Annotated in this window: 19 protein-coding genes and 1 tRNA gene; 19 read left to right on the forward strand and 1 reads right to left on the reverse strand. The window is 58.1% G+C overall.

What is annotated here, in order from left to right; translation table 11 throughout:
• Window positions 1-147 precede the first annotated feature (147 nt).
• From GPK42_RS09385 to GPK42_RS09400, 4 genes are all read left to right on the forward strand, one after another.
• On the forward strand, window positions 148-2,589 hold the full coding sequence (locus GPK42_RS09385; protein WP_215694903.1) for a tetratricopeptide repeat protein: 2,442 nt from the start codon (window positions 148-150) through the stop codon (window positions 2,587-2,589).
• Between the two features lie 161 nt (window positions 2,590-2,750).
• A complete protein-coding gene (locus GPK42_RS09390; protein ID WP_252200233.1) occupies window positions 2,751-3,833 on the forward strand; it encodes an AAA family ATPase in 1,083 nt (360 codons plus the stop codon).
• Between the two features lie 209 nt (window positions 3,834-4,042).
• Window positions 4,043-4,133, forward strand: a tRNA-Ser gene (locus GPK42_RS09395).
• A 524-nt stretch (window positions 4,134-4,657) separates the two neighbouring features.
• Window positions 4,658-5,461: a TM2 domain-containing protein gene (locus GPK42_RS09400; RefSeq protein ID WP_255413478.1), complete on the forward strand. Its 804-nt coding sequence runs from the start codon at window positions 4,658-4,660 to the stop codon at window positions 5,459-5,461.
• 161 nt (window positions 5,462-5,622) lie between these two features.
• Here GPK42_RS09400 and GPK42_RS09405 read toward each other — a convergent pair whose 3' ends face one another.
• Window positions 5,623-6,963 carry a D-alanyl-D-alanine carboxypeptidase family protein gene (locus tag GPK42_RS09405; protein ID WP_215694905.1) on the reverse strand — a complete coding sequence of 447 codons (1,341 nt, stop codon included), beginning with the start codon at window positions 6,961-6,963 and terminating at the stop codon, window positions 5,623-5,625.
• A 197-nt stretch (window positions 6,964-7,160) separates the two neighbouring features.
• Between GPK42_RS09405 and GPK42_RS09410 the strand changes: the two genes are divergently transcribed.
• The 15 genes from GPK42_RS09410 to GPK42_RS09480 all read left to right on the forward strand — a co-directional run bounded on the left by GPK42_RS09410 (window position 7,161) and on the right by GPK42_RS09480 (window position 25,963).
• The gene (locus tag GPK42_RS09410) at window positions 7,161-7,856 is read left to right on the forward strand and encodes a response regulator transcription factor (protein ID WP_195503860.1); all 696 of its coding nucleotides are present in this window, start codon (window positions 7,161-7,163) and stop codon (window positions 7,854-7,856) included.
• A gap of 26 nt (window positions 7,857-7,882) precedes the next feature.
• Window positions 7,883-9,121: a sensor histidine kinase gene (locus GPK42_RS09415; protein ID WP_196031719.1), complete on the forward strand. Its 1,239-nt coding sequence runs from the start codon at window positions 7,883-7,885 to the stop codon at window positions 9,119-9,121.
• 103 nt (window positions 9,122-9,224) lie between these two features.
• Window positions 9,225-10,100, forward strand: coding sequence for a phosphate ABC transporter ATP-binding protein PstB (pstB, locus tag GPK42_RS09420; protein WP_215694906.1), 876 nt, complete (start codon window positions 9,225-9,227; stop codon window positions 10,098-10,100).
• 64 nt (window positions 10,101-10,164) lie between these two features.
• Complete coding sequence (locus tag GPK42_RS09425; protein WP_215694908.1) at window positions 10,165-10,893, forward strand: response regulator transcription factor; 729 nt, start codon at window positions 10,165-10,167, stop codon at window positions 10,891-10,893.
• 3 nt (window positions 10,894-10,896) lie between these two features.
• Window positions 10,897-12,321: a sensor histidine kinase gene (locus GPK42_RS09430; protein ID WP_271734519.1), complete on the forward strand. Its 1,425-nt coding sequence runs from the start codon at window positions 10,897-10,899 to the stop codon at window positions 12,319-12,321.
• 195 nt (window positions 12,322-12,516) lie between these two features.
• A complete protein-coding gene (locus GPK42_RS09435) occupies window positions 12,517-13,173 on the forward strand; it encodes a YveK family protein (protein WP_055250503.1) in 657 nt (218 codons plus the stop codon).
• A 2-nt stretch (window positions 13,174-13,175) separates the two neighbouring features.
• The gene (locus tag GPK42_RS09440) at window positions 13,176-13,913 is read left to right on the forward strand and encodes a CpsD/CapB family tyrosine-protein kinase (protein ID WP_035136836.1); all 738 of its coding nucleotides are present in this window, start codon (window positions 13,176-13,178) and stop codon (window positions 13,911-13,913) included.
• Between the two features lie 17 nt (window positions 13,914-13,930).
• Entirely contained in the window at window positions 13,931-14,581 is a 651-nt protein-coding gene (locus GPK42_RS09445; protein WP_215694909.1) for a tyrosine-protein phosphatase, read from the forward strand.
• Window positions 14,582-14,620: 39 nt separating this feature from the next.
• The gene (locus GPK42_RS09450; protein ID WP_215694910.1) at window positions 14,621-15,121 is read left to right on the forward strand and encodes a GNAT family N-acetyltransferase; all 501 of its coding nucleotides are present in this window, start codon (window positions 14,621-14,623) and stop codon (window positions 15,119-15,121) included.
• A gap of 202 nt (window positions 15,122-15,323) precedes the next feature.
• Window positions 15,324-17,348, forward strand: a complete 2,025-nt coding sequence (gene htpG / locus GPK42_RS09455; protein ID WP_215694911.1) for a molecular chaperone HtpG — start codon at window positions 15,324-15,326, stop codon at window positions 17,346-17,348.
• 491 nt (window positions 17,349-17,839) lie between these two features.
• Complete coding sequence (locus tag GPK42_RS09460) at window positions 17,840-20,605, forward strand: YhgE/Pip family protein (RefSeq protein WP_338404355.1); 2,766 nt, start codon at window positions 17,840-17,842, stop codon at window positions 20,603-20,605.
• Window positions 20,606-22,795 (forward strand): YhgE/Pip domain-containing protein, encoded by a 2,190-nt coding sequence (locus tag GPK42_RS09465; RefSeq protein ID WP_215694913.1) that lies wholly within the window; start codon window positions 20,606-20,608, stop codon window positions 22,793-22,795.
• Between the two features lie 201 nt (window positions 22,796-22,996).
• A complete protein-coding gene (locus GPK42_RS09470; RefSeq protein WP_117770437.1) occupies window positions 22,997-23,980 on the forward strand; it encodes a DMT family transporter in 984 nt (327 codons plus the stop codon).
• A gap of 115 nt (window positions 23,981-24,095) precedes the next feature.
• Window positions 24,096-25,391, forward strand: coding sequence for a M20 family metallopeptidase (locus tag GPK42_RS09475; protein WP_215694914.1), 1,296 nt, complete (start codon window positions 24,096-24,098; stop codon window positions 25,389-25,391).
• Window positions 25,392-25,513: 122 nt separating this feature from the next.
• Window positions 25,514-25,963: an MFS transporter gene (locus GPK42_RS09480; protein WP_215694915.1), complete on the forward strand. Its 450-nt coding sequence runs from the start codon at window positions 25,514-25,516 to the stop codon at window positions 25,961-25,963.
• Window positions 25,964-26,000 lie beyond the last annotated feature (37 nt).

Below are 26,000 nucleotides of genomic sequence, written 5' to 3' on the forward strand. Positions count from 1 at the left end.
TACGCCGGCACCGCACGGATTCGAACCTCGGTCGAGGCGCGAGCGTGAAGCGGACGATTTCCTGTCGACTCGTGTAAGATTCCGAGTAGATGTCGCGACTTATTCGCGACCACTCCTTCTTCAAGCGACCGATCAGGGTGATACTTCGTGGCAGAGCGTCCGACATACAAGCTCAGGTTTCTCGATCCCAAGAAGCGCTTTCCGGCGATGCCCGAGCAGCCTGCGGGACGCTCATATGGCGTGGTCTGGAAACTCTTTGGCGAGGATCAGCATGAATCTTGTTATGTCGTCGAATTCGTCGGCAAAAGTCATGTGTCGCTTTTGGGCTACGTAAGCGTTTCGGGTGAGGTGTACAAGGTGGACCGCCCCGTCAGCGAGGCTCCGCTGCCCAACGATCCCGACATGGAACTGGTCCTTGACGAGTCGGACTCCAGTATTGGTGAGATTATGGTAAGGGAAGCCAACGGTGCAATGCACGCATGTGCGCAAACTGTCGGTTCTCCCGAAGGCCCCATGCGCGAGCGGTCCGACCACGAGACATGGAATTCGATCCGCGCCCTTCCTTACGGCGAGTTCATGGCATCGATGTTCCTGCGCTACGTGATATTTGCCAACTCCGAAAGCGCTATTGCGAACACGGCGGGCGTCGACGGTCTCGATGCGGACATGCAAAACGTTGTCGACAAAATAAAGCTCGTAAAGTTGCCCGAGCCGGTCGAGGTGTTTTTGGGCTTTAACACGGCACCGCTACCTGACGCTATCGAGACGCTGCTCTACCGTGTCGACCATGCCGAGAATCCGAGCGGTATCGAGCGTTATGCCGCCGCCCTTATGAGCGAGGTCGACTTGCCCCGTCTGCGCACCATTGCCGCCAAGTCAGAAATGAGCCTAGCGCGCATCGACCGGTCAAAGTTGTTCTATCTCAATTTTGATCGTAGCCTGCTGGACCAGGACGAGATTGACATGCTGCTTGCCATCGAGTGCCGTCTCAACCGCCTCTCCGGCATCCTCGAGCGCATCGGGGCCGGATTGGCCCCCGCGGCATCCTCGCCGAGCCTTGAGGGCTGCGCGCTCTTTGATGCGTGGCATATCGCCAAGACGACCAACGATGTTCCCCGACTGCTCGATACGGCCTCGAGCGATAACCCGTGGGCCAAGCCGGGAACGGTTTCGTGCCAGCCGGGCGGCGAGTGGGACGTGCGCACCCGTTTTGCGCGAATCGTTGAGGCACTCAACGTGGTCACGCGGCTCGACTATACCTATCGGGCAAACGTTGCCGAGGGGATTATGCTCGTTCGGTTTGGGCAGTCTGTCGTTGATGCCATGCCGCAACGTGAATACGACGCTCAGGATGACGCCTGGCGCGAGCTGGACGAGGACGCGCGCGCGATCTGGGCCGCGGAGCACGATGCGCGCGTGGCACTCACGCTTGCGGCAGCGTGTTTTGCCGCGGGCACCTGCATCACGCGCTGCTGTGTGCAGATTGCTGCTCCCGACAGTGAACAGGGCGAGCGCGTTGTCACAACGTATTTCTTTGGGCGCGCGGCCTATCTGGCCGATTGCGTGTCTGTCGCCAAGGATCTTGAGAGCATGGATATGGACGATATGCCGTGCAAGCGTGTGCTTGAGGCGTATGAGTCAACCGCTCCGGAGACGATTGAGCCTGCGGAGGTTCATGCTCGTCCGCGTGATGACCATCGCACGCTGCCGCCGGCGCTGCGCGATCTGCTACTTGCCGATACGGCTGACGAGTTGGAGGTCATGGAAGAGGACGACGACCCATACGTGGCCCGTGTTGTTGAATTGCGCGAGCAGGCAAAAGTCGACCATGCAAGTGCTTTTGAAGGCTTTTCTCGTCTTGTCGAGGAGTTGGAGGCTAAGTGCGCCGTCGCCGAGCTTTTGGCGACAGGTCCGGTTCAAACGCAGTTTTGCGATAACCAGCTGGTGCGCATGGTGCTACCGGTGTTGGAAGAAGACCGCTCTGTGCGAATCCTTCGTGCGCCCGATGCACTGTACTTTGCCCAGCACGAGATCTGCAGCTTTTATGCCGAGCAAGAGGACTTTGAACGAGCACTGCCCGAGGTGCGCCATCTTTACGATCTGGCACGCTCGTCCATGCAATCGCACTTTGCGCTCATCAACGTGCTTGCGCGTCTGGAGCGCTTTGACGAGATTATCGAGGTGGCGCGCCACGGCCTACGTATTGCCAGCGATCGTTCTGCAATCGGCTACCTGTTCTATCGCTTGGCGTTTGCCTATTGGAATTGCGATCAGGTCGACCTAGCGCTGGCTTGTTACCGTCTGGTGCCGCGCGGTGAGGAATCGGGCAGTAGTGCGCTGGAAGAAATGCAGGGTCTTATGAATGAGATGGGCGTCAGCGAGCCTCCGACGTTCGAGGAGGCGGTCGAGACCATCCACAAGGCTGGACTTGAGTTGCCGCCAGTGTCCGCCGTGACGAATCAGCTGGCAGATGCCGCTGTGCAACTGGTCGACAACGGCTTCTTTTTCCTGGCACGCGGTTGCATCTTCCAAATGTGGCGCACCATGGGCAACGACGAGCTCGGCTCCCTCAACCGCTCGCTGGGGTAGGGGCGGTATAGAGGGGCCGCACCGCGCTATTTGTATCGGTGCGGGCGGGAGGACCCGACAGAATCGGTAAGGCATAAAGCCGTCGAGCCTGCTAAAACTGTTAAACTCTGCTAAAGTTGCTAAACTTTGTTAAAGTTGTTAAAACTGGCAGAGGAGGTCGAATGTCAAAAGCTATTAATCCCTTTAAGCCAACAGCGGGCATGAATCCACCTGAGCTTATCGGACGCGACGCTGTTTTGGATGACTTTGCCGAAGCTCTTGAGAATGGCCCTGGTGCCCCCGATCGACTCATGCGCATCTCGGGTGTCCGAGGCACAGGTAAAACGGTGCTCCTTAATGCATTGGGTGACCTTGCACGCAAAAAAGGATTCGAGGTCGTTGACGTTGCCTCCAATGCTGGTTTTTGCAATAGAATCCTCGAGGCTCTGCAGCGAAACGTTCGTCTTGAATCAATCTCGATTTCCCCATCGATTTTAGGGGTCAGCCTTGGCTCCATGGAGATGTCGAAGTCGGCCTCTCATCTGGGCGAGGCGATGTACGATGCTGCGAAGCGCGGTGGTCTGCTCATTACGCTCGACGAGATCCAGGATGCCTCAACTGAGGAAATGCGCGAGCTAGGCAATGAGATGCAGCTCTTGATCCGCCAAGGAGCGAATGTCGCTTTCGCTTTCGCCGGACTGCCGACATCGGTAGATGGCGTGGTGGTGGATGATACGTTGACGTTCCTTCAGCGAGCCAAACATGTTGAACTTACTCGGCTTTCCGATTTTGAAGTTGGCGGATCGTTTGAGGATACGATGAGACGAGCGGGCAAGGAGCTCGACAAAGGTGCCGCTGAGCTATTAACAAAAGCTTCGGCAGGCTATCCCTTTATGGTCCAGCTGGTCGGATATTACGCTTGGCAGGTTGCTGCGCGCAGTGGGGCGGAGAGCGTGAGCGAAGAGGCGGCTCGTAAGGGTATCCAGGCGGCTCTTGATAGCTTTAATGCTATGGTGATTGCCCCAGCGCTGCGCAGGGTGTCGGAACGGCAGTTTCAGTATCTCGCGGCGATGGCTCAATGCGAGGGCGTCGATATCGCCAACGGCGATATCGCCAAGAAGATGGGTTTGTCGGCGAACAAAGTTGGGTCATATCGCAAGCGTCTGATCGATGCGGGGTTGATTGAGCCCGCGGGCTATGGCTGTGTTTCGTTTGCAATTCCGTACATGCGCGATTATCTGTTGGAGACCGTTCGAGAGGACTAATAAAGAATGGGCTGTCCGCGCTGTCGCTGGGGCCGTCCTTGTATCTTTGTCTCAACCTGTAACATCTGGAGGGGATTAAGGCCTGCAGATGTTACAGGTTGAGATGATTGACTGAGACGTTTACTGGTAAAAGAGAGGTAAAAGAGGAAACGCCTCAAAATTCCCCTTGCCCAACTTCGGCTGTTTGGTTACTATAGAACGGCTGTTACGGAGAGCTGACCGAGAGGCCGAAGGTGCTCGCCTGCTAAGCGAGTATGCCCCAAAAGGGCATCTGGGGTTCGAATCCCCAGCTCTCCGCCAGTATGACTTTGAAGAAGGGTCCCATTTAGGGCCCTTTTTTATTATCAAGAATGTCAGCTGGGGATTAGAGTCCGAAAGGGCGTGAACATTAGGCAAACACGGGGCGCTTGAAAACGGGGAGACCCAGGCGTGCTCGTGCACCCCGGTGTGGGGTTCCGAGGGGATGGAGTAGAAATATGGTAAAGGTCGGGCTGCGTAAGCCGAATCTAAAGACATCACTCAAGGCAAGAACGACCGGCAGAGCGAAGCGCGCGGTAAAGCGGGCGATAATCCCCGGCTATGGTAAGAAGGGCATGGGGTGGATCAAAAATCCGAAGAAGGCTGCTTAAAATGCCGTATACAGCAGAACGACCGTCGGAGTTGGGGATGTCGCTCGCGCCGTTGCTAAATCAGGCGCTCGGAGCTCGGCGTCAAGGACGTCCTCAATTACTGTTTCATCGCATGAAATTACACCTTTGGCGAAGCCTGAACAGAAATCTCTCACTCGAGAGATTACGTCGGTTGACAGGGCAAACAAGACGCTTTTGCTATGCTTCCTTCTTGGGTGGTCGGGCGCTCATAGGGCGTATGCACGGATGTGGGGTAGCTTCTTTCTATATCTCTTTACCTTTGGCCTTTTTGGATTTGGTTGGCTGTTTGATATTGTGACACTACTGATGAGACGCTCCGAGCTAAGGCGTCTCGGCGACAGTGATCCGACTCAACAGCAAGCGCCATGTTCCGTTGATTCTACATTCGATCGAAATGTCGCCGACTCCGGAAATTGGGAACAGCGTGGAGATGGGGAGGCTGCGGCTCGGCTAGAGCTTCAACGTAAAAACCGTGCCTATATGGAAGAAAACGGCATCGACGTGGAGATGTTTACCGAGGAAAAGGTCGCGGCGGACGCCTTGCGAACCATTGAGTCGGTATGCCCGTGCATGCTTAGGTTTGACCGAGGCATGAGCGAAGAGGAGCCAAGCATCAGCTTTTGCTCTCCAACAAAGACGGGGAAAATGCCCAAGAATGTTGTCGAGGCCCGCATTTACCATCAGGACGTGAAGCTATTGATGGATTCCCACGGCTTCGAATTGCCGGAGTATGGTGACAGCATCAATGTCATGATTAGTTATCTAGCTGATGGGCGCATAAATAAAGTCGATATCCATGGGTTCCATAATGGCCGCTCCGTTAGTGTCTCCATTCGCAGGCGGAGCGACGATCTTGTTATGACGAGTGCGGGCACCATCGGAGAAACGGGTGCCTGGCAATCGCTGTGTCCTGGGGCAGACCCCTCAGCTGGGGATCTTTTCAGGGCCTTGACCAAGGAGGTCGAAAGGATCTACTAGCATGCCCGGTGGACCCGTTTTCAAGGTCCGAAAAGACACAGCGAAGGTAAACGGCTAGCAATGTCGCTTTGGTGATTCTGACGCATCCCGTTTAAGAGGTATTCAAAAAGAGGCGCCCCGTTGGACGCCTCTCCAATCTCAAATGTAATGTTCCCCCAGCCCTACACCTCGGGCGCCTTGGCTACGGTCTCGCTTTCTGCCGTGAGTGGGCGGTTGTCGATGCGGCGGCCCAAGCGGTCGAGCTTCACGAGGAGCCATTCAATGGGATTCGGCCCTGTGCCTTCCTCGTCGGCAACCAGGTCCATGACGGCGACCTTGGTGCCGTCCTGCTTGAGCGTAACGCTGCCTACCTTGTCGCCAACATGCACCGTGCCCGAAAGGTCATCGTAGCTAACTTTTTCGGTCACTTTGCCGGCGAGTGAGAACACCGTTGTCTGTGCGGCGGGGTCGGCGAGCGTGGCGTCGATCGTCTTGTCCGTCCAATCTGTCTGGCTAATGCGTGCCATAAGCGGGTTGCCGTTGGCGGTCTTTTCCTGCGTGTTGGCGATTGCGACCGTCACCTTGTGACCGTAGTACCAATTGGCAAGGGTAGCGGTATCGGTAAAGCGCTGATCGGTGGTGGTGGAGTTCAAAATAACGGTGTAGATCTCGTCGCCGTCGCGGTTGTAGGCGCTCGTAAAGCAATAGCCCGCGTCGTCGGTGGTGCCGGTCTTGCCACCGATGTTGCCATCTTGACCCAGCAAATAGTTATGCGTGTCCATGGAATGCGAATGGTCGGTGCCGTCGGCGCCCGTGACCTCGATCCAGGAATCCTCGCTCGCTACGACCTCGCGGATCGTGTCGTTTTTCATGGCCTCCTGCATCATCAGCGCTACGTCGTGTGCGGTTGAGTGCATATTGCCAGCCCACTCATCAAAGTCCAGACCATGCGGGTTTTCAAAAAGCGTACCGGTGCAGCCGAGCTTCTTAGCGCGCTCGTTCATGGCCTTCACAAATGTGGCCTCGGCGTCTTTGGTCTTAGGGTCGATCTTCTTGCCCACATATTCGGCGAGAACGATGGCGGCGTCGTTGCCCGAGGGAATCATCAGGCCGCGCAGTGCCTGCTCCACGGTAAGCTCGTCGCCTTCGAGCAAGCCAGCGGTCGAATTACCCACGGTGGCTGCGGCGTTGCTCACCGTGACCTTCTCGTCCATCTTGCAATTCTCGACGGTTAGGATTGCGGTCATGACCTTGGTGATCGAGGCAATCTTGACCTGCTCATCGGCGCCGCGGGCATAGTAGACGGTACCGTCTTTGCCCATGACGAGGGCATTGGTCGCATCGATATCGGGCAGGTTTTCGGCCGTGATGCCGCGCGCATCGGCGGTTTTGCCGCAAACATTGTCGGTCGTGAGCACTTGGGCGCCGGCGACGGTGGGCGCGCCGGCGGCAAGGGCGATAGCGCAGACAAAGCCGGCGGCAAGCTGGGCTGAGCGCTTTGCAAAAGAGGTGAGGGACTTCACAGATTTCGCTTTCGACGGGATGGTCTCTTCTGGAACTAGAGTATATCGTTTGCCGGCGTCGGCGATCATCGCGTGCGCGCTTGGCCCACATCCGCACCCGAACGGGCACAAGGGTGCTTAAGGCCGACTTAATCACCCACGCTTGTTGTGTGTGGCGTGCGTCGCCTCAGGCATAATGGAGCGCGAGAGGAGCACGCATGAACGAGCGCATTTTGGTAGTTGATGACGAGAAGGCCATCGCCGACTTGGTTGGCATCTACCTTACAAAAGAGGGCTTTGATGTCCAGATTGCCTATAGCGGGGCCGATGCTGCCAAGGCGATTTTGGAGCAGGAGTTCGATCTGGCGCTGCTTGATGTCATGCTGCCCGATATCGATGGGTTTGAGCTGCTGCGTACGATCCGTTCCAGCCATACCTATCCCGTGATCATGCTGACGGCGCGCGATGCCCAGCAAGACAAGATCGGGGGCCTTTCGCTTGGCGCGGACGATTACGTGGTTAAGCCGTTCCGTCCGCTGGAGCTCATCGCGCGCGTGCACGCTCAGCTTCGCCGCTACACCAGCTACGGTAGCCGTGCACAGGCGGCCGAGTCGCCGACCATTCAGCTCGACGGCTTGGAGATCAACCGCGATGCTCGTTCCGTGACAGTGGACGGTTCACCGGTACGCCTCACACCCACCGAGTATTCAATCTTGCTGTATCTGGTCGAGCATCGCGGCAGCGTGGTGGCCGTGGAGGACCTGTTCCGCGCGGTGTGGAGCGAGGATTTTATGCCCGGCTCCAACAATACGGTGATGGTGCATATTCGCCACTTGCGCGAAAAGATCGGCGACGACGCACAAAAGCCACGCTTTATCAAAAACGTCTGGGGCGTCGGCTACATCATCGAATAACGCTTTTCGCTTGTGAGGATCTTGATATGACAAAAGACGATAGGCAAGCGTTCGAGGTGCCCGATCGGCTCTTTGAATACGTGAGGTCGGTCGTCGACAACCGCGCGCTTGCAACGGTGCTGCTCTTTTTGCTGAGCCTGCTGCTGATTGGCATCGACAACATCGTCGGAATCTTGGCGGTGCTGCTTGTCGGCTTTTTGCTGATCGATCGATTTGAGATCGTGTGCCGCTGCGTGGTGATTGGCGGCGCCGCGTGGGCCATGACGTTGGCGATTGGCGCCATGGCGCTCGGCGGCATCGAAGGGCCGGTGCTGTTCGATGCCGGCTTTGTATTCAACATGCTTGGCTTTGTGCTGGCGCTTGCCGCGTGCGTGCTGTTCTTGTGCGGCCGTGCCCTGTACTACCAGGGCTACGAACAGGGCGAGCAGCATGCCGATTGTGTGCTGGCCGCTCGTATTCAAGATCGCCTGATCGATCACCCCGACACCTGGGACAACATCGACGGCGACTTCTTGGAGGTCGAGGGCGCCCTTAACCGCGTGCGTGACCGTGAGCGCAAGGTGCAGCAAGCTCTGCGTGACGAGTCGCATCGCAAGGACGATCTGGTTACGTACTTGGCACATGACCTACGCACCCCGCTTGCGAGCGTAGTGGGCTATCTTTCGCTGCTGCAAGAGGCTCCTGAGCTGCCGGTTGAGCAACGTGCGCACTTTACGGGCGTGGCTCTCGACAAGGCGCACCGGCTCGATGCGCTCATCGAAGAGTTCTTCGATATCACGCGCTTTGACTTCCACGATATCGTGCTCACGCGCGGCTATGTTGATCTGGGGTTGCTGCTGGCTCAGGTGGCTGACGAGTTCTATCCCATCCTCAACGAGCAGCATAAGGAAGTCCAAGTTGATATTCGCGAGGACCTGACGGTGCTCGTGGATGGCGACAAAATGGCTCGCGTGTTCAACAACATCATGAAAAACGCTATTGCCTATAGCTATGAGGGCTCGACCATCACGATCGAGGCCAGACGCCGGGACGGCGGTGGCGTGCGCGTGCGCTTTATCAATCAGGGCGATCCCATCCCTGAGGCAAAGCTCAAGGTGATCTTTGAGAAGTTCTATCGCCTGGATGCGGCGCGTGCGACCAATCGCGGCGGCGCTGGACTGGGGCTTGCCATCGCCAAGGAGATCGTATGCGCGCACGGCGGTACCGTTGCATGTGAATCGACGCCCGAACACACGATATTCACCATCGAGCTGCCCGCCGCATAGCCAGTGTGCCCTTACAAACACTTGACAATGCGCTCACGTGCATATGAGCCGCGATTCCTACTATCGATACTGCTGAATTGATATCGATGTGGAGGTATGCGGTATGACGGCTGCTGCGGCTGTGGAGCCCACGGAGCTTGAAGAACTCATGAAAGCGCAGGCCGAGGCCGCGCGCGAGCGCGAGGTTGGGGATGCGACTCGCCCCACGGCAGAGGATCTTGCCGCCTCGCCGACGCGTATCGATGTCGAGGGCCTCGACCTGTTCTATGGCGACCACCATGCGCTCAAGGACGTGAATATCAAGATCCGCGACAAGCAGATCACCTCGTTCATCGGGCCTTCGGGCTGCGGAAAGTCCACGTTGCTGCGCTGCTTTAACCGCATGAACGACGGCATCAAGGATTGCCGCATCGAGGGCAAGATTGCGCTCGATGGTCAAGATATCCTGGGCGACTACGACATCTGCCGCCTTCGCCAGCGCGTGGGCATGGTGTTCCAGCGCCCCAACCCGTTTCCCATGAGCATCTACGACAACGTCGCGTATGGTCCGCGCGGTATGGGTGTGCGCGATCGCGCTGCGCTGGATGAGCTGGTCGAGGACTCCCTTCGTCGCGCTGCGCTATGGGATGAGGTCAAGGACAAGCTCAAAGAGTCGGGTCTGGGTCTTTCGGGCGGCCAGCAGCAGCGTCTGTGCATCGCCCGCGCACTTGCCGTGCAGCCCGACATTCTGCTGATGGACGAGCCGACCTCGGCACTCGACCCTGTGTCGACGCTGGTGGTGGAGCAGCTGGCCTGCGAGCTCAAAGAGACCTGCACGCTCGTGGTCGTTACGCACAATATGCAGCAGGCGGCGCGTATCTCCGATTCGGTCGCATTCTTTTTGCTGGGTGAGCTGGTGGAGCACGCGCCCACCGCGCAACTCTTCAAGAATCCGACCGATCCGCGCACGGCGGATTATTTGACGGGACGTTTTGGCTGATACCATCTAGTAAAGGTACCTTTAGGGTTAAGATGCGGTCATGCCGGCCGCAAAGGGGTTCAACATGATCTATTACGTCGAGGACGATGACAACATCAGGGATTTGACGGTCTATGCACTGCGCAAGCAGGGGATTGAGGCCGAAGGCTTTTCGTGCGACGGTGAGTTTAAGGCTGCCGTGGCGCGACGGGTACCCGATGCCGTCCTGCTCGACATCATGCTGCCCGATACCGATGGCTTGGCGATTATGCGTCGACTGCGTGCCGATCGCCTGACGGCGACGGTGCCCATCATGATGCTTACCGCCAAGGATACCGAGCTCGACAAGGTGATGGCGCTCGATGGCGGTGCCGACGATTACCTGACTAAGCCGTTTTCGCTCATGGAGCTTGCGAGCCGCTGCCGCGCACTGCTGCGTCGCGGCGGCATGGTCAAGCAGGCGAGCGATGTGCTCGGCGTGGGCGACATCGTGCTTTCGCCCAGCCATCGCGAGGTGACCGTTGCCGGCGAGCCGCTTAAGCTCACCCTGCGCGAGTTCGACCTGCTCGAGTACCTCATGCGTAAGCCCGGCGTGGTTTTTACCCGCGAGTCGTTGCTGCAGAGCGTGTGGGGCTGGGACTTCGACGGCGGTTCGCGCACCGTTGACGTGCACGTGCAGACGCTTCGCCAAAAACTGGGCGAGCATGCCAGCGCCATCGAGACCGTACGCGGCGTAGGCTACCGCTTGGCCGAGCCTTCTGCCGGTGATGGTACCGAAGGTGACGACACCGCGGCCACCGCATCGGAGGAGTAACCCGTGGTCTTCGCCCCCCAGGGAAAACATACGCTGTCGCACCGCGTTTTTGTGACGATCTTTGTCTGCGCCATGGCGGTTATCGTGGCGTTTACGGTGCTGGGTGCGTTCTTTGTGCAAAACACCTTGGCGGATGCCACGAGTGCCAACCTGGCGCAAGAAACCGAGCTCATTGCTGCCGCCCTCGACGAGCAGCAGGAGCCCATCCCGTTCTTGCGTAGCCTCGATCGAGAGGACTTGCGCATCACGCTGATTAACAAGGATGGATCGGTTGCCTACGACAACGAGGCGTCGCCTTCCACACTGCCCAACCATGGCGATCGCCCCGAGGTCATCGAGGCCTTTGAGAGTGGTTTGGGTTCCGCGGAGCGCGCAAGCTCTACGCTCGACGAGATTATGCTGTATCGCGCCGTCGCCCTTGATAACGGCCAGGTTGTCCGCTTGGCGCAGGCCCAGCCTGGCGTTGCGGCGATTTTGCTGTCGATGGTGGCGCCGATGCTGCTTATCGCAGCAGCGGGTGCGGTACTCTCGTTTTTTATGGCGCGCCGCGAGTCCCGTGCCATCATCGCGCCGTTGCAAGAGGTGGATTTGGACCACCCACGCCGTAGCTATGAGCACGCCTATGCCGAGATGGTCCCCATGCTTGAGCGTATTGAGTCGCAGCGCCAGGAGCTCAAGCGCCAAATGGCGGTGCTGGCGGACAACGACCGTATGCGCCGCGAGTTCACGGCGAATATCACCCATGAGCTCAAGACGCCGCTTACGGCGATTTCGGGCTATGCCGAGCTCATCGCAAACGGCATGGTCGAGGGCGAGGGCGACCTGCGCAACTTTGGCGGTCGCATCTATCGTGAGGCGGGCCGCTTGGCAGCGCTTGTCAACGATATCCTTACGCTGTCTAACTTGGACGAGGCCGAGCGTGCAACTGAGGGCGAGGCGGTGCCCATTGGGTCCACGGAGCCTATTGAGCTCTCGCGTGCCATCTACGCGGTTGAGCAGCGTCTTGAACAGGTCGCCCGTCAGGCGAATGTGACGATAAGTCATGAGACCAAGCCTGTGGTCATCGAGGGCGTGTCGCGCTTGATTGACGAGCTCATCTATAATCTGGCAAGCAACGCCATCCGCTACAATCGACCCGGCGGTACGGTTACGCTGCAGTGCGGCACCAACGACGAAGGCCATCCGTTCCTTGCGGTCGCCGACACGGGAATCGGTATCGCGCCTGAAGAACAGGGCAAGGTATTTGAGCGGTTCTATCGCGTGGACAAGAGTAGGTCCAAGGCGCGCGGCGGAACCGGTCTGGGGCTTGCCATTGTCAAGCATGCGGCCCTGTATCATCACGCCACGCTCGATCTGTCGAGCGAGTTGGGCGTGGGAACCACCATTACGGTGACGTTTCCCATACAGCAGGACGAGCCATTCGCATAGCGATACAACATAGGTATTGATGTAGACGCCGCATTTGACTTTCGGGTGCGGCGTTGTTGTGCAATTTTACGATTGCTTCCGACATTTTTACAGGAGAGCCTGTTTCTTATGTATAGAGTTTGGTCTCGGTAAAAAGATGCGATAACATACGGACAGTTTTGTCAATCCGAACTGGGGAAATGAAAGGCAAGCTGCATGACCCTTCTCGAACTGTTCCAGCTGCTGAAGAAGCACCTTAAGCTGGTCATCACCCTTCCGGTGGTCTGCGCGATCGCCATGGGCATCGTGTCCTTCGTTGCGATGGACAACACCTACACCGCGACGACGAGCATGTACATTCTCGCCAAAACCGACGATAGCGGTCAGATGAGCTACAACGATCTCTCGGCGAGCCAGATGCTTTCCAACGATATCGCCACGCTGCTGGATAGCGATAGCGTTAAGAGCGGCGCCGCCAAGGAACTGGGCCTCACCGATCTGGATGACTACAAGGTGTCTGTTTCCTCCGAGACCACCACGCGTGTCATTACGCTTTCGGTTACCGGCACCGATGCCAAGGAGACGGCTGAGGTCGCAAAGGCCATAGCTAGCTCGGTGAGTACGGTCGCTCAGAACGTCGGCGCTGCCCAGAGCATCAACGTTATCGACGAGGCTAAGACCCCCGAAGCCCCCAGCGGCCCCAAGCGCACGCTGTATATTGCCGTCGCGTTCCTCGCCGGTATCTTTATCGCAGTCGCCTATGTCGTTTTGGCAGACATGCTCAATACCCGCATCCGCGGTGCCGAAGAGGCGGAAGAGCTCCTGGGCATTCCCGTTGTTGGCCGAATTCCGGCTATGAAAGGTGGTAAATAGGCATGGCTAAGGCAAAGAACACCGATAAGCTCGTTGTACAGAATGCCGCCAAGACCCTTCTGGCCAACATCCGCTTTGCGAGCGTGGACGACCCCATTCGCACCATCACCGTTACGTCCTCGATTCCCAACGAGGGCAAGTCTACGGTTTCCATCAACCTTGCCCAGGCTATCGCCACCAGCGGCAAGAGCGTCCTGCTGGTCGAGGCTGATATGCGTCGCAGGTCCCTTGCCGATATGCTCGGCGTCCGCTCCCGCGGCGGACTCTATGCAGTCCTTTCCGAGCAGGTTTCTATTGACCAGGCGATTGTCGAGACGGGTCAGAAGAACTTCTACTTCCTCGATGCCGAGCCGCATATTCCCAATCCTGCCGACATCATCGTCTCTCACCGCTTTGCCAAGCTGGTAAAGGCACTGTCCGCCAAGTTCCAGTACGTCATCTTTGATGCTCCCCCGGTCGGCACCTTCATCGATGCTGCCGAGATCGCAAGTCTGACCGACGGTGCGCTTTTTGTCGTGCGTGAGGATTTCACCAAGCGCGAGGAGGCGCTCAACGCCATCGGTCAGCTTAAGAAGTCCGAGAAGGTCAAGCTCATTGGTACCGTTATGAACTACTGCGAGACCGAGACCAGCGAGTACTACTACTCCTACTACACCAAGGACGGTAAGAAGGTGAAGAAGGGCTCCGACGATCAGGGGACTTCCAAAAAGGGCATCTTCACCAACCGAGCAAACGTTTAGTTGATTAAGGCTGACCTATGCGTGACATTCATTGCCATATCTTGCCGGGTGTAGACGACGGCGCCGCCGATCTCGATGAGAGCTTGGCGATGCTCGAGGCTGCCAAGCGGGCCGGTGTAACCAGAATCGTTTGCACTCCTCACTGCCGTGATCCCTATTTTGATTACGACAAGATGTGGGATGCCTTTGAGCTGCTGCGTGATAACGCTGACGGTTTTCCGCTCCAGATGGGCTTCGAGGTCAACCATCGAAAGCTCGTTGAGCTTGGTATCGATGCCGCGGAGCACTTGCATTTCGATGGGACCAACGAGTTTCTGCTCGAGCTTTCGACGCATGCCGATGCGTATGCGTTTAGAGAGTACGAGAACACGATTTACGATTTGCAGTGCCGTGGCTACCAGGTGATCATCGCTCATCCTGAGCGCTATCGTGCGGTTCAAAAGGATGTAAGCGTGGCGGAGCGCCTGGTCGATATGGGCTGCAAGCTGCAGGCTTCGGCGGACTTTATTGCCGGCGGTCGATTTGGTCGCGAGAAAAAGCCGGCACAGCGCCTGTTCGATCAGAACCTGTACAGCTTCATCGCGAGCGATGCCCATAACGTGGGTCATTACGACTGCCTGGCGAAGGCTCGCGCGAAGTATAGCGTGCGCGGAGCTCATTTTCGCTAATATCTGTCCCTAACGTTCGCATTGAATGAAAGGGCAGCCATGGATATCCAACTTAAGACGGGATGCTTTGATGACGCGGCGTTGGTGCGCCGCGTCATTTTTATGGACGAGCAAGGCTACGAGAATGAGTTCGACGCTATCGACGAGGATCCAAACTGCATTCATGTGACGCTCTATGTAGACGGCGAGCTTGCCGGTTGCTCGCGCGTGTTTCCCGAAGAGCTTGAGCGCGTGGCTGACGCAGAGGCCCCGGTGTTGCCGGCATGCGACATGGACGAAGGCGTTGCGGCGGGGGAGACCTACATTATGGGGCGCGTCGCCGTGCTGCCGGCTATGCGTCGTCGCGGACTGGCGAGTGCGATCGTCGAGGCCAGTGCTTCGTGTGCACGCGATGCCGGCGCTAAGCTTATTAAGCTGCATGCGCAGGAATACGTGTTGCCGCTCTATGCAAAGGCGGGCTACACGCAAATTGCCCCGGTAGATTACGAAGACGAGGGCCAGCCCCATGTCTGGATGGCCAAGCGCGTAGATGGCAGATAGGGACGTTCCTTTTCTGCCGGCAGTTGGGGACGCTCCTTGGAAATTGGCGCATCGGAGCGCTTAGACATACAGTTTTTCGATTCCGTATGTATATATGCGCGCTAATGGGTTATAAAATCTAAGTCTGAACATAGCAGGTCTGCGATTCGGCTCGGGCGACCGGGCCGTTTTTGCGGACGGGGGTAGCGCGAAAGGACTGCACATGCGTCAATTTAAGACCGAGAGCAAAAAACTGCTCGACCTCATGATCAACTCCATCTACACCAATAAGGAAATCTTCCTGCGCGAGCTTATCTCTAACGCGAGCGACGCCGTCGACAAGCTCAACTTTAAGAGCCTGCAGGACCCGAGCGTTAAGCTCGACCAAGGTGACCTTGCCATCCGCGTCTCTTTCGACAAGGATGCCCGCACCATCACGATCTCGGATAACGGCATTGGCATGACCGCCGAGGAGCTCGAGCGCAACCTGGGCACCATCGCCCATTCCGGCTCCGAGGAGTTTAAGACCGAGAACGCCGAGCAGCAGGGTTCGGAAGTCGACATCATCGGCCAGTTTGGCGTGGGCTTCTACTCGGCTTTTATGGTCGCCAGCCATGTGAAGGTCGTCAGCCGCGCCTATGGCGCGGATGTCGCCCATGTGTGGGAATCCGACGGTCTTGAGGGCTACACCATCGAGGACGGCGAGCGTGCCGAGCACGGTACCGATGTCATCCTGACGCTGCGCGAGAACGAGAAGCTCGATGCCGACGGCGAGGCCGAGACCTACGATCGCTTCCTGACCGAGTGGGGCCTCAAGAGCCTAATTCAGCAGTACAGTAACTATGTGCGTTACCCGATCCAGATGATGGTGTCCAAGAGCCGCCAGAAGCCCAAGCCCGAGGATGCTGGCGATGACTACACGCCCGAGTACGAGGACTACCAGGAGCTCGAGACCGTCAACTCCATGACGCCGATCTGGAAAAAGCGCAGCTCCGATGTCGAGCAGAAGGACTACGACGAGTTCTACAAGTCCACGTTCCACGACTTTGACGATCCTGCGCGCACCATCAGCTTCCATGCCGAGGGCACGCTCGAGTATGACGCCCTGCTGTTTGTGCCGGGCCGCGCGCCGTTCGATCTGTACAGCAAGGATTACGAGAAGGGTCTGGCGCTCTACAGCTCCAATGTCCTGATCATGGAGAAGTGCGACGACCTGCTGCCCGACTACTACAACTTTGTCCGCGGCGTCGTGGATTCCGCCGACGTGTCGCTCAACATCTCGCGTGAGACGCTGCAGCAGAACCGTCAGCTCAAGGCCATCGCCAAGCGTGTGGAAAAGAAGATCACCGCTGACCTTGAGGATATGCGTGACAACGACCGCGAGGCCTACGAGAAGTTCTTTGAGAACTTTGGCCGCGGCCTTAAGTACGGCATCTACTCGAGCTATGGCATGAAGGCCGATGAGCTCGCCGACCTGTTGCTGTTCTGGTCTGCCAAGGAACAGAAGATGATTACACTGGCCGAGTATGCCAAGGGCATGCCCGAGGATCAGAAGGCCATCTACTACGCCGCCGGCGATTCGCGCGAGCGCTTGGCCAAGATGCCCGTGGTAAAGGGCGTGCTCGACCGCGGCTATGACGTGCTGCTTCTGACGCAGGACGTGGATGAGTTTACCTTCCAGGCCATGCGTGAGTACGTTGCCGCCGATATGCGCAAGATCTACGAGGACGATGCTGCCCGCGAGGCTGCCGAGAAGGCTGTGGCCGACGGTGCCGAGCCCGAGGTCGAGGATCGTCATCTGGAGCTCAAGAACGTCGCGACCGGTGATCTTGACCTGGCGACCGAGGATGAGAAGAAGGAGGCCGAGGACGCCACCAAGGAGAACGAGGACCTCTTTAGCGCTATGAAAGAGGCACTCGGTGACAAGGTCGAGAAAGTTGCCGTCTCCGCGCGCCTGACCGATGCCCCCGCTTGCATCACCACCGAGGGTCCGCTTTCGCTTGAGATGGAGAAGGTACTCCAGAAGGGACCCGAGGGCGCGCCCGACGGCATGCCCAAGAGCCAGCGCGTGCTCGAGCTCAACGCCAAGCACCCGGTCTTTGACAAGCTTGTCGCTGCCCAGAAGGCAGGCGACGCCGACAAGATCAAGCAGTACTCTGGTCTGCTCTACGATCAGGCCCTGCTGGTCGAGGGTATCCTCCCCGAGGACCCCGTTGCCTTCGCGGCGGCTGTTTGCAACTTGATGTAGTTAGGTAGTTACGCGGTTTTACCAAACCGCGTAACGGCTCGACGCTGCCCTCAGTTCCGCCGTTCTAACGAACGGCGGACCAGTCGACGCTGCGCGGGCGCCAGAGCGACAACTTGTCATTCAAAGAGGACGGCATGACCAGAAGGTCTATGCCGTCCTCTTTTCATGCCAATTTGTTCGCTCTGGCGCCCGCTCGCTGGCATTGCCAAAACATCGACGTTGCCGTGGTCCTAAGTAGTCATTGGGGACGTTTTTGTTTGACTAGTCGTTTAAGAACGTCCCCGATGACTATTTGAATTGCTAATTTGTGCGGGTTGTGGTTTTGTGACCTGCTGAAATTTAGGATACTGTACATCTGTACGTTAACTCATCTTCGTAGTATATTGCTACCCGCAAAACTCAACACCATTGTGCTTTGAGACGTTAAAGCGCCTACTACAATGGTTGTCGATAGTACGATTCGATTTAACGACAGGATGGATGGTCCAAGCGTGAGTCTCGGCAGCAAACTATCCAATGCAAAGGTGTCCTTTGCGATATTTAAGCGCGACATTAAGCGACTGCTTGTGAACCCCGTCGCCCTGGTGGTTACCCTAGGCGTGTGCGTTATTCCCTCGCTGTATGCCTGGTACAACATCGTGGCAAACTGGGATCCGTACGGAAACACTCAGGGTATCAAGATTGCCATCGCCAACAACGATCAGGGCACCCAAAACGACTTGGTGGGTGAGCTCAACGCTGGCGACAAAGTGGTCGACCAGCTCAAGGAGAATCATCAGTTGGGCTGGACGTTCGTCGACTCGACGGCCGATGCCAAGGAGGGCGTCGAGAGCGGCGAGTACTATGCCGCTATCGTGATTCCCAAGAACTTCTCGGATAACCTGGTTTCGATGCTCGACGGCAACTACCATCAGCCCAAGCTCACGTACTACGTCAATGAGAAGAAGAGCGCCATTGCGCCCAAGGTTACCGATACCGGTGCAAACACCATCGAGGAGCAGATCAACTCGGAATTTGTCTCTACGGTGGGCGAGACCGTTGCCAGTATTGCCAAGGATGCCGGTGTCGATTTAAAGGACAAGGCAACCCAGACTCAGGACTCGCTGGCAAGTTCGGTGTCCGAGGCGTCCGACACCTTGGGCGAGGTGCGCGATTCGATTGGCGATATGAATGCCGCCATCGATAAGACGAGTGGCGCTATCGCCTCGGCTGATGCGGCACTTGCCGGCTTGCAAGGCCAGGCACCGTCGCTGACGCAGGCGATCTCCCAGGGCAACGACCTGCTGAGCGAAGCTCGCACCACGGCGGCCAACTCCATCACCTCGCTCTCCAAGGCGCTCTCGGAAGGCAGCCTTGCGCTCACCAAGACGTCGGCCTCTGCGAACGCTGCCATCGGCAAGCTGACGGGCGCGGTCACATCTACGACCACCCGTATCGACAACTCGCTCGAGTCTCTTCAAGCGACGATCGACCACAATAAGGCCGTTATCGGGCACTTGGAGATTCTCGCCAATGACACGTCGACAGGTTCCGAGGAAATTGACGCGCGCATTGTATCGACCATCGATTTGCTTCGAGAGCAGAATGAAAAGCTTCAGAGCATCAAGGACGGTCTGTCCGCGCAGTCGAGCGCCATGGCGAATGACGCAGCGGCTGTTTCGGGTGCCAGTGACGCTATCAATAACGCAATCCAGACCGGTGCGACCAACCTTGGCCAGGCCCAGACGGACCTGGGTCAAAACGCGCTGCCGAAGGCCTCGAGCGCGCTTGATTCATTTGCCGCCGTCTCGGGTGATCTGACGGGAATCGTGTCTGGCCTCACGCCTACTATTGCAAGTGCGCGCGGTACACTTTCGCAACTCAACGCTACGCTCGGTCAGGCCAAGACCACGCTGTCCCAGACCGACGCCTCGCTTGCCAAGGTCCAGGACAAGCTCGCCACCGCCGCCAATGACATCGCGGCGCTGCAGACCTCCGAGTCCATGGGCGAGCTGGCCGATCTGATGGGCGTCGATGTCAATGACGTGGCAGATTTCATGGCGTCTCCGGTTGAGTTGACGTCCAAGTCAATCTATCCGGTCAAGAGCTTTGGCTCGGGCATCGCTCCCTTCTACACCAATCTGGCGCTTTGGGTGGGCGGCTATGTGCTCATCGCCATTTACAAGCTCGAGGTCGACCGTGAAGGTGTTGGCAGCTTTACGGCGCGCCAAGGCTACTTTGGCCGCTGGTTGCTCATGGTGATCCTGGGCGCGTTGCAGGCCATCATCGTTACGGTAGGCGATCTGGTGATTGGCGTGCAGTGCGTCAGCCCGCTGCTGTTCGTGCTGGGCGGCATCGCCATTTCGTTCACCTACGTCAATATCATCTATGCGCTGTCCACCACGTTTAAGCATATCGGCAAGGCTATCGGCGTCATTCTCGTCATCGTGCAGATCCCGGGTTCGTCGGGCATGTACCCCATCGAGATGATGCCCGGCTTCTTCCAGTGGCTGCACCCGCTGCTGCCCTTTACCTACGGCATCAATCTGCTGCGCGAGACGGTCGGCGGCATGTATTCGTTCAACTACCTGTTTAACCTGTGCATTCTGGGCGTGTTCTTGATCGTGGCGCTCTTTATCGGCCTGCAGCTGCGTCCGCTGCTGCTCAACCTCAACCTGCTCTTTGATAAACAGCTCTCCACGACCGGTATGATGATTTGCGAGTCCAACGACCTGCCGCGCCAGCGCTACTCGCTGCGCACGGCCATGCGCGTCATGCTCGATTCCGATTCGTACCGTCGCGAACTGCTCGATCATGCGGTCGCCTTTGAACATCGCTACCCGTACTACATCAAGGGCGGTTTTGCCGCCGTGGTGGGCGTTCAGGTCCTGCTCTTTGTCCTGTCGACGGTTCTCGATATCGACAATAACGGCAAGATCATCCTGCTTGTCATTTGGATCATCTCGGTTATTGCCATCTGCGGCTGGCTTATCAATATCGAATATATCCGAGCGAGCCTCAATACCCAGATGCGCATCTCGGCGCTTTCGGATGAGGACCTGCGTCGCGAGATGCGCGAACACACGGCCGCCATTCCTGCCGCCCGCCACATGTTTGGCCTCAACGCCAGCGAGCGTGGTGCCAAGGGCGGCGATCAGTCCACGGGCCGCTTGCCGCATATCGGCTCGCACCATAAATCTCAGGGCAGCGACAGCACAGCCACAAATGATGGAGATACCACCGCGCTTGGCAAGCACTCCAAAGGAGGTGAGGCATAAATGAAGAACATCCTGCATCTGTTTAAGCGCGATGTCCAAAACGTGTCTCGCTCCGTGATCGGCTTGGTTGTCGTGATGGGCCTCATTATCGTACCGTGTCTGTACGCGTGGTTTAACATCGCCGGCAGCTGGGATCCGTACGGCAACACCGGCAATCTTAAGATCGCCGTGGTCAACACCGATGAGGGCTACGAGAGCGATTTGATCCCCGTCGAGGTTAACGTGGGCGAAAACGTGACCGCCACCCTACGCGGCAACGAGAGCTTCGATTGGGTTGTGCTCAACAATCGCGAAAAGGCTATCGAGGGCGTTAAGTCGGGCGCGTACTATGCTGCCGTCGTTATCCCCAAAACGTTTAGCGCTGACATGATGACGCTTTTCTCGACCGACGTGAAACACGCCGATATCGAGTTTTACGAGAACCAGAAGGCCAACGCCATCGCGCAGATCGTGACCGAGAAGGGTTCGAGTGCCGTTCAGAGCCAGGTTAACGAAACTTTTACCGAGACCATTACGAGCATCGGTCTTAAGACGGTGTCCAGCCTGCTCGATTACATGAGCACCGACCAGGTCAGCAACTTTATCGCCAACCTGTCCTCGACGCTCGGCGATTCGATTGAGGACCTGCGAGACGTTCAGGCAAATGCTTCGTCGCTGGCGGGCATTTTGAGCTCCACGTCCGATTCGCTGACGTCGGCGAGCGGCATGCTCAAGCAGACCGGTGCCGTCGATGAGTCGACAAAGCAGCTCATGGAACATGCCAAAAGCGGCATCGATGATTCCAAAGAAGCGCTTAAGGCGGCAAACGATGCCATCGATGCCGCAATCGATGGAAGTGCGGGTTCGTTCGACAATGTGTCTGCCGAGCTCGCGAAGGCGTTCGACACCGCGAACCAGCATGTCTACCTTACGGTGTCCCAACTCAACGATGCCGCTGCGGCTCTTAATGCGCGCGCCAAGGATATCGATGCGATGGCCGATCAGCTCCGCAGCCTTGCCGACCAGGTGAGCGATGAGAATTTGAAGGACGGCCTCAAGTCCGCCGCGACGTCGCTGGGCAGAATCGCCGTTGAGTACCGCAGCAATGCCAAGGATCTGGCGGCCACCGCGAAGTCTCTCTCCGATAGCATGGCCGAGGTCAACAACTCGCGTGCCGAGGTCGATCAGGCCATCGCCGATGCCAAGGCCGGCATCGCGGGCGCCAAATCCGATTACGATTCCACGTTCTCGGTTAAGGCCAAGGAGCTCAAGAAGACCGTCTCGGGCATCCTAGACTCGCTCGATGGTATCTCGGGCAATCTGGATAGCGCCGTAGACGGCCTGACCGACGCATCCGGTTCGCTGGCAAAGGGCCTCTCCAAGGCTGCAAAGCTGGTCAACAAGGCTTCCGATCAGTTGGGCGAAGCGTCGGACAAGATCAGCGCGTTTAAGGACGAGCTCGACGGTGCCTTGATGTCAGATGACCTCGCTACGATCAAGACGATGATCGGCAATGATCCCGAGGGTCTGGCCGTGTCGCTTTCCGGTCCCGTCGCGCTCGACCGCAAGCCGGTCTATCCGATCCGCAACTACGGTTCGGCCATGGCGCCGTTCTACACGATTTTGTCGCTCTGGGTCGGCTCAATCGTACTGGCGGCCATGATGAAGGTCTCGGTTGACGATGAGCTTATCAACGAGCTCATCCCCGTGCGCCTGCACGAGATCTACCTGGGCCGCTACCTGTTCTTTGGCGGTCTGGCCCTGCTGCAGGCAACGCTCGTGTGCGCGGGCGACATCCTGTTCTTTGGCATCCAGTGCGACGACCCGCTGCAGTTTGTGCTGGCGGGCTGGGTCGCGAGTCTCGTGTTCTCCAATATCGTCTACACGCTTACGGTTTCGTTTGGCGATATCGGCAAGGCTTTGGCCGTTGTGCTGCTGGTCATGCAGGTCGGCGGTTCGGGCGGTACGTTCCCCATCGAGATGACCGGCCCTGTGTTCCAGGCGATCTATCCGTTCCTGCCGTTTACCCATGGCATTAACGCCATGCATGCCGCCATGGCTGGCGCCTACCATATGGAGTACTGGGTTGAGCTGGGCATTCTGGCGAGCTATCTGATTCCGTCGCTGGCACTGGGCGTCGTCTTCCGCCGCCCGGTCATCAAAGCCAACGACTGGATCATCGAAAAACTGGAGTCAACCAAATTGATTTAGTTCAGCAACGTAAACGCCGTCGGAACATCGAGATCTTCCAACCCGATGCTTTAGCGTAGTGAATTGCACGGGCTGCTTGGTTGTTGCTACAGTAGCGGGGCGTGCCGGGGGTCCGGTGCGCCCTGCTTTTATTTGACCATGAGGCGGCACGCAGCCATGCGCGTGCGGACACCACGCCCAGATTGAGCGCGAGGATGCCCTATGGCCCAGCATGCCACTGACAATATCGAAATGATGCCCGATAGCCCTGTTGCTCGCGAGGACCTGGGCGCGGGCGGCACCTCCCGCGGCGCCGGCGCTCGCTCGCCGCTGTTCTGGAAAGTCCTGCTGCTTTCGGTGGCAGTCGTCTGGGGCTACTCCTTTACGACCATGAAGGACGCGCTCGACACCATTCCGGTGTTCGAACTGCTCTACGTGCGCTTTCTGCCTGCGGCGTTGGTCATGTTTTTCATCTTCCACAAGCGCATCATCGCGCACCTCAACGCCCGCAACCTTATCGTCGGACTTGGCATGGGCGCACTTATGTGGGCCGCCTACGCCCTGCAGACAGTCGGTCTGGCGCACACCACGGCGGGCAAGAATGCTTTTTTGACGGGCACGTATTGCATCGTTGTGCCGTTCGCGAGCTATTTTCTGAGCGGCGAAAAACTCACCCGCTATAACCTGGGCGCGGCGCTGCTGTGCTTGGCGGGCATTGGCTTGGTGGCGCTCGATAGCGTTGAATTCAACATCGGTGATGTCATTACGCTGGCGGGTGCGGTCTTTTTCGCCATCCAGATGGCGGTGACTGCCAAGTACGGTCGCAAAATGGACATCAACGTCATCACGTTTTGGATGTTTGTGGGCAACGGCGTGCTGAGCCTGGCAACGTCGCTGCTATTCGAGACCCAAGCGCCTCTGTCCGTGTGGACGCCGAGCTTTATCAGCGCGATGGCGTTTCTCTCGGTTGGTTGCACATGCGCGGCTCTGCTCATCCAAAACGTCGGCTTGGCGCATGTCTCGGCCTCGACGGGCTCACTGCTCCTTTCGATGGAGTCGCCTTCGGGCGTGCTGTTCTCGGTGCTGCTGATGGGGGAGGCGCTCACCTCGCGCCTGCTCGCCGGCTTCGCGCTCATCTTTCTTTCGATTATCTTGAGCGAGACGCATTTCGATTTCTTGCGCCGAAAATCACACCCGCAATTGTAAACAACTTGTTGCGCCGCCCTCCCAGGGCGGCATTTTTATGTCATGCCCTTACAGTTGTACCTTGCACTTTACGCTATCAAAGTGCGTGCTGCAAAAACGTTACTGGAGGGCTTCTATGGCATCAGCTCTGTCCGATTTTCAACCGCAACCAGCGCCCCAGGCCACCGCGGCGGCGCAGGCCGCTATCGGTGACGGTCTTGTCGCAGAAGCTCAGGCTTTTGCAGACGAGCTCGCTGCGTGGCGACACGATTTACATCAGATGCCCGAGCTGGGTAATAGCCTCCCGCAGACCTCTACGTATATCCAAGCGCGCCTGACCGAGATGGACATCCCATTTGCTACGCTCGTCGATGGTTCCTGCGTTGTTGGCCTTGTCGGCGCCGGTGCCGCCGCGGCCCAAGGCAATGGCATCTGCACGAATGAGCAGGCCGGTACGGTCATCATGCTGCGTGGCGACATGGACGCCCTGCCCGTTGCCGAGGAATCCGGCGAGCCCTTTGCATCCACCAACGGCTGCATGCACGCTTGCGGTCACGATATGCACGCGACGGCGCTGCTTGGTGCGGCTCGTATGCTCAAAGCGCGCGAGGCAGAGCTTGTTGATGCCAACGCTACGGTTAAGTTGCTGTTCCAGCCGGGCGAGGAAACCTTTGAGGGTGCCCGCGCCGCCATCGCCGACGGTCTGCTGCAGAACCCGCGCCCTCAGGCGGCCTTCGCCATGCATGTCAACAGCCAGTCGCCGCTTGGCCTGGTGCTCTACGGCAGCCCGGCGCTCTCGGGCGTGTACGGTTTCCGCATCACGCTCCAGGGCAAGGGCGGCCATGGCTCGAGCCCCGAGATCTGCATCGACCCCATCGCGGCCGGCGTCCATGTGCACCTGGCGCTCCAGGAGCTTATCGCCCGCGAGGTGCCGGCGGCCAAGGAAGTCGCACTTACCGTTGGTAAGTTTGCTGGCGGCTTGGCGGCCAACGTCATCCCCGACACCTGCGTGCTCGAGGGAACGCTGCGCGGCTTCGATGTTGAGCTCATGGAGCACCTCAAGACCCGCATCGCGGAGGTCGTTAACGGCGTTGCCACAACATATCGTACGCCGGCGACCATCGAGACGCTTTCGGATGTTCCGCCGCTTGTACTCGACAGCGATATGACTCAGGCGTCGCTTGGCTACGTGGGCGCAGTGCTGCCCAAGGCGGCTTTCTTGCCGCTTTTCCATGCCATGGCGAGTGAGGACTTTGCGCTTATCTCGAGCGAGATTCCGAGTGCGTACTTTACCGTGGGCGCGGCCGTAACCGACACGGACGAACGCTTTGCCCAGCACCATCCCAAGGCACGTTTTAACGATGCCGAGCTGCCGCTCGGCGCCGCGGCCTATACCGCCGTCGCTTTGGGCTATATCGCCGACCACCGGTAGCACCCAACCTTGCCTTTCAAGCCTGCGGGCATGGCCGTAAGGCCTATGCCCTTGTCTTTCAAGGCAATCTTGGGCACTACCGGCCCCTGCGCCGGCTATTCGTTTGTTAAATAAGGAGCAGTATGCCCCAGCAGCGTAAGTTCTTCCCCGGCTGGCTCGTGGTGGCCTCCGGCTTCGTGATCATGGCCACGTGCTACACGATTTTCGTCAACTGCATGAGCCTATTCCAGCCGCTGATCGTCAGCGACCTGGGCATTTCCCTTGCGCAGTACAACATCTCCAATGCCATCTCCACCGTAGTGAGCGTCGTGGGTTCGCTCGTTATCGGCCATGTTGCCGATAAGGTGAGTGGCCGCGTATTGGGCTCGCTCACCGTTATCGCTACCTCGGCGGTGCTTGCCGGCATGAGCTTTGTCGGTGAGCTGTGGCAGGTCTACGTGCTCTTTGCCGTCTCTGGCTCCTTTGCGAGCGCCTGGATCGTGTGCCTGGTGTGTTCTGTGGTCATGCTCGTATTCCTGCTGGCCTCGGAGCCCATCGCCGCCAAGCTGCGCGCGAGCGTGGCGGGGGAGTAGACGTCCGTCGCTCTTTTCTGTTCGCCCCGTTCTATCC

The sequence above is a fragment of the Collinsella aerofaciens genome (genome assembly GCF_018785265.1).
Classification (GTDB): domain Bacteria; phylum Actinomycetota; class Coriobacteriia; order Coriobacteriales; family Coriobacteriaceae; genus Collinsella; species Collinsella aerofaciens_AI.